At 36.2% G+C, this 4879-nt stretch carries 2 protein-coding genes and 3 pseudogenes; 3 read left to right on the top strand and 2 right to left on the bottom strand.

Features of this window, described 5'->3' with window-relative positions:
• Nucleotides 1-106: pseudogene (locus C564_RS36535) on the top strand (group II intron maturase-specific domain-containing protein); the annotation flags it as partial.
• 143 nt (nucleotides 107-249) lie between these two features.
• Nucleotides 250-636: pseudogene (locus tag C564_RS35965) on the top strand (IS4 family transposase); the annotation flags it as partial.
• A gap of 307 nt (nucleotides 637-943) precedes the next feature.
• On the opposite strand, the pseudogene ltrA reads toward C564_RS35965, so the two are convergent.
• Nucleotides 944-2592, bottom strand: a pseudogene (ltrA, locus tag C564_RS34025) (group II intron reverse transcriptase/maturase).
• Nucleotides 2593-3341: 749 nt separating this feature from the next.
• On the opposite strand from ltrA, the gene C564_RS0130995 reads away from it, so the two are divergent.
• A complete protein-coding gene (locus C564_RS0130995) occupies nucleotides 3342-3902 on the top strand; it encodes an AAA family ATPase (RefSeq protein WP_018768165.1) in 561 nt (186 codons plus the stop codon).
• Between the two features lie 551 nt (nucleotides 3903-4453).
• Here the strand turns inward: C564_RS0130995 and C564_RS0130990 are convergent.
• Nucleotides 4454-4789, bottom strand: a complete 336-nt coding sequence (locus tag C564_RS0130990) for a hypothetical protein (protein ID WP_018768164.1) — start codon at nucleotides 4787-4789, stop codon at nucleotides 4454-4456.
• Nucleotides 4790-4879 lie beyond the last annotated feature (90 nt).

The raw sequence follows: 4879 nt of genomic DNA, 5'->3' as shown, positions 1-4879 counted from the left end.
TAGCATCGGATGGCAGAGATAGAGTAATGAATATCTCTATGGTGTACTGGGGCTCTACTGGGACTGGAAAGTCCATTCCCTCAAAAGTGCAGAGGGATACCGATGAAAGTGTCTGCCATTTGATAGGTCTCATAACCCTTTTGATGAAGTTTATGGGGTGAGCTGCTTGAGGGAAAACCTCACGAGCAGTTCTTATGGGGAGGAGCTGGAAACGGGTCATAACCGATACTGCGCCAGTTCTTTACCCGACAACTGATATTTAAAACATGGAAATCATTTTTTCGTATTCATCACTGTAATTCTGTAAAATTAGAACGACTAGAGTGCCACTTATACGGGCAATTAATTAGTATCTTTCTTTGTTCCTCCACCATGTTTCAAATGCGCCAATTACTCCTCATCAAGAAGAAACGAGAATTGAGTGAATATAAATCGATATATATTATCAAAGATTATTTTCCACTTCTTTATCAAGCTCTACAAAAAGACGCTCAAGAGCTATCAAAGATATTAATTCGTCTGTTCAATCTCTTACAGAAAAACGGACGAAAATCCCATAGGTATGAGAAGAAAACAGTCTTTGATATCTTAGGCGTCGTATACAACTTTTCTATGTCTCACAATCATGTAGCGTAATCAAAAAAATTGAAACCCGATAGGGTTTATTTGGTATGCAAATCTTTAAAGAACTTACACTGGATCTTTAGAAAATAGAAAAATCTCATGTGAAATTAAATTTATATAATCTTAGCTTGATAGCAATGGGGTACCGCCAGCATTTTAGAAAAAAACACGCTAAGCAAAAAATACAATAAGCTGCCCATATGGACAGCTCATTTAGTCGGATAAGCGAGGGGCATCACTGCCCCTAACTCTCCTAAGAACCGTACGTGACAGCTTTCCCGTCATACGGCTCAAGCCTTCTTTTTATCCAAACAACTTCTTACTTGATGCAAGGTACATGTACTAGCTTTGTAACCTTATTTGAGTGTATTGGTAAATCACGTATAATAACCTTTTCTCCATTTTGTAGTGGTTGTCTGCATAACGCACAACGATACCCTTGTTTTTTCGCCAGTTTAATTCTATCTAAGGTATTTGTTCCATCAAAGACCTTACGGTCTCGCTTTTCCCAGTATTCTTTAAGAGTAGGGTCATCGGGACTGTTCTTATATAAGACCATCACATGCCGTTTAATTTTAAACCAAGGCATTTGTAAGAGCTGGATATTTGTTAGAGGACAGGTCGGAGTCCAAGATTCCTTGCCTCCGTGATGAGGCTTTTTGAAGTAAGTCTTCTTTATCCATTTCCATGATTTCTTAGGGTGCAATCGGATAAGATGTTTACATATTTTCTCGAAAATATAATGACCGATTTTATCATATGTCTTTTGAGATACGACATGTCTCCAATATTGTCCATACCCTCTAATAATTGGGTTTAACACTTTAATGAGTTCCCCAATAGGCTGTCCTCTCATGATGCGGAACGTATTCCTTATCTTTTCCTTTGCCTTCTTAACGCTATCTTTGCTGGGTTTAATCAGTAATTTATTCCCTTTCCACGTTTTGTACTGACGTACGGAAAAACCTAGGAAATCAAATCCCTCTTCAATGTGAGTCACCTTTGTTTTTTCAATACTCAGCTCAAGTCCTCTTTTATTCAAGTACGGTTGTATCTTTTCATATATGGATTGAGCCTGTTGTTTCGTTTCTGTTAAGACAACGAAATCATCCGCGTATCGAACAATCGCTATTTTGCATTTAGGATGAATTGCGTAGCTTTCATTGGATTTATATGTCTTTCGATATATAACGCCAAGTTCCTCCTCCATTCCGTGTAATGCAATGTTAGCTAGAAGCGGGGATATAATTCCTCCTTGCGGAGTTCCTTCCTTTGTTTCAGAGAAAGAATGTTGATCTATATATCCAGCCTCCAACCATCGCTGAATCAGTGTTTTTCCTGGAAAACTGTAAGTTTGTTTTCGTATCCAATGATGACTTAGATGGTCAAAGCATCCTTTAAAATCACCTTCAAATATCCACTTTTTCTTACTGTTTGTGTTAATCTTATTAAAGATATTACTAATGGCATCGTGTGTACTCCGCTTCGGTCGGAACCCGTATGAGGCGGGGTCAAATCGTGCTTCCCATTGCGGTTCTAGCGCCGTTTTCACCATATTTTGATAGACTCTGTCTTTGATAGTTGGAATACCGAGAGGTCTCAGTTTTCCGTTTTTTTAGCGATATAGGTTCGTTTCGCTGGCTTGGGAAGATGTTGAAATATACTGAGCCTCTTTAGCTGTCGGTATAATTCGTTTCTTTTTCCAGAATGAAGTGCTGTATAACCGTCTACTCCAGAGGTACGCTTTCCGTTATTCTGTTGTGTTACTTTTCTAATGGACAACAGTAAGTTAGCTTCACTCCGTAGGAGTAATCGTTGAAGTTTCCTGACTCTTCTAAGTTTCTTTTGTTGTTCGGCACGATAAATTCTTTGTCGTAGCTTCATCACATACTTTTGGACTGTATGCCAATCTACTGAATTCCAATTTGTATATGAAGCGTGCGCCGACGCTCGTTCTGAGGTGTTCATAACTGCACGCTCCTTTTCATCAAAAGTTAACCACAAATGTATTTATGTGTTGAAGACCTATGGGAAGTGGGCCCTCTTTCAAGTCTGTCATAATGTGTTCAAAAGGACGACAGTATCCGTTCAGTTATACATTTTTGCTTTCCTGTTACCTTTCGGTATAACGGCATTTGCTTTCTCCCATATCCCATACCCTCTGTTACATCGTTTGACCTTTCGATCTCTCTACTGTTTATACAGATAACATAGGGCTTACCAAGTTCCACATTCCACAGATGCGATAGGGTTAGGCAGGTTCTTTACTCCGAGCAAGATGCGGGACGCAGCACAGTAGTATTATGACCCTACTTTTCCTCTTGCCAATACCCAAGCAAAGCCATGCATTATCTTGAGCTAACGTTTACGAAGCTTACAAACCTTCACTCTCGTTTACCATACCTATCTTCTCCTAGCAGTGTTCCGGACCATGCATTTGTCCTCTGTTTCCGCATTTCCTCATGCAACCTACATTCCCGTTACCAGAAATACAGTTTCGGATGGAGACCTTCTTTGCGTCTAGAGGGGTAGCGTAAGCTACACTGTGGGAATGCAACTTCTTGTCGCACCATAATTATCGTTATCGGAAGACAACTATTTTTATAAATACAAAGAACAGAAAATCATCTAGATTCTACAGAACATCTTGATTGTGATACATTTATAGAATCTCTTGTTTTGCAATTGATATCTTAGTATTCTCTGGAGGGGATTCGATGAAAAAATTTGTTTTGATATTTGGGCCACAAGCAGTTGGGAAAATGACAGTTGGACAAGAACTAGCAAAAATAACTGATTTAAAATTATTTCATAACCATTTGACAATTGATTTATTGGAGCCACTGTATGGATTCTCTCCGGAAATGTGGCGATTAACACATCTTTTTCGAAAAGAAATATTTCAATCATTTTCAAAAAGTGACCATTATGGAATGATTTTTACATACGTATGGGCGTTTAATGAAAAGAAAGATTGGGATGATGTTGAAAGCATATGTAATATTTTTCGTTCTCAAGGAGTTAATATTTATTTTGTTGAACTAGAAGCTGATGTAGAAGAAAGACTTCAACGAAATAAAACACCTAATCGACTTGAACATAAGCCAACGAAAAGAAATATTGAACAATCTGAACAGAATTTATTAAGCACATTTGAAGGTTTTAGATTGAATTCAAAAGAAGGAGAAATTACAGAGAAAAATTATATAAGAATCAATAATACGAATATACGCGCTACAGAAGTAGCTCAGATTATAAAGAAAGAATTTCAACTATAGTTTTTTAATCATAACAAATTGAACAGTCCGGTTTTTATGAATATCGCATACATTTCCAGTTAACATAACCCCACTTATCAGTAGCCCATGTATCTAGTTTTCGTTAGCTTGAATAGCCATGTTACCGTTCCTCTACAAAACAATTAGCATAAAAAAGTAATGTTTCAAGACATACTGTGATCGATACATTAAAAACTTTAGAAGAAACTCATATTTAAAAGACGTACAGGAGCTATTATGATTCACTCCAGTCTCATTTATCGTGGAAATGAAAATAAAGAACAATACCTACTTGCAAGATTCAAAAAATGAAAGCAATATTAAAAGAAAATGGTTTTCTTAATGTATTTAAAATGGGAACATCTAATATTTATATAATAAATCTTGATTTAACATGGACATATTATAATTCTAAAAAGAAATTTATTTAATTTGATGGAATTTTCTTTTTTAGTTCCCTTATCTTTGCACAAAAACCAAAACTTCCAAGAACCCTTTGTTCACAGCAAAGGGTTCTTGAGAGATTTATAGTTTGTTTTTTTCATTTTTTCTTAAAGAGATTTATCTTGTACTTTTTTTGTATATGTGTCATATAACATTGTTTTTGCTTGTTGAAGTTTATTTTTTGGAGTGAATTTCACTTGTACTTGTGTCCAAAAACCACCTGAACCTTTATAATCAAATGATAGATCTTTTACCACTACTCTTTGGTCCTTATGATCTAAGCTTAAAAATGGTGGTAGTATATCTTCACCCATAAATTTATAAATCTTATATATATCTTCAGCAGTTAAAGTAATGACTTCAGTACGGATTGGTTCTGTTGGATTATTCTTTTTCGCTATAGGAACTCTTACTTTTAAACGGTTCTGGTGCGAAAACTTCAAGATAATTGCAAGTAATCTCTAAATCTTGGACATACTGATACTATTACTCTAAAAAAGGTGCGTGATCAGTATGGAAAAGCGAAATTTATT

The sequence above is a fragment of the Bacillus sp. 105MF genome (genome assembly GCF_000374885.1).
Lineage (GTDB): Bacteria > Bacillota > Bacilli > Bacillales > Bacillaceae_G > Bacillus_A > Bacillus_A pseudomycoides.
Note: the sequence above shows the minus strand (reverse complement) of the source record. Positions and strands in the feature narration are given on the sequence as shown.

Bases quoted from the DNA above. Each gene is read 5' to 3' on its own strand.
- C564_RS0130995 (WP_018768165.1), top strand. From the start codon at position 3,342: ATGAAAAAATTTGTTTTGATATTTGGGCCACAAGCAGTTGGGAAAATG.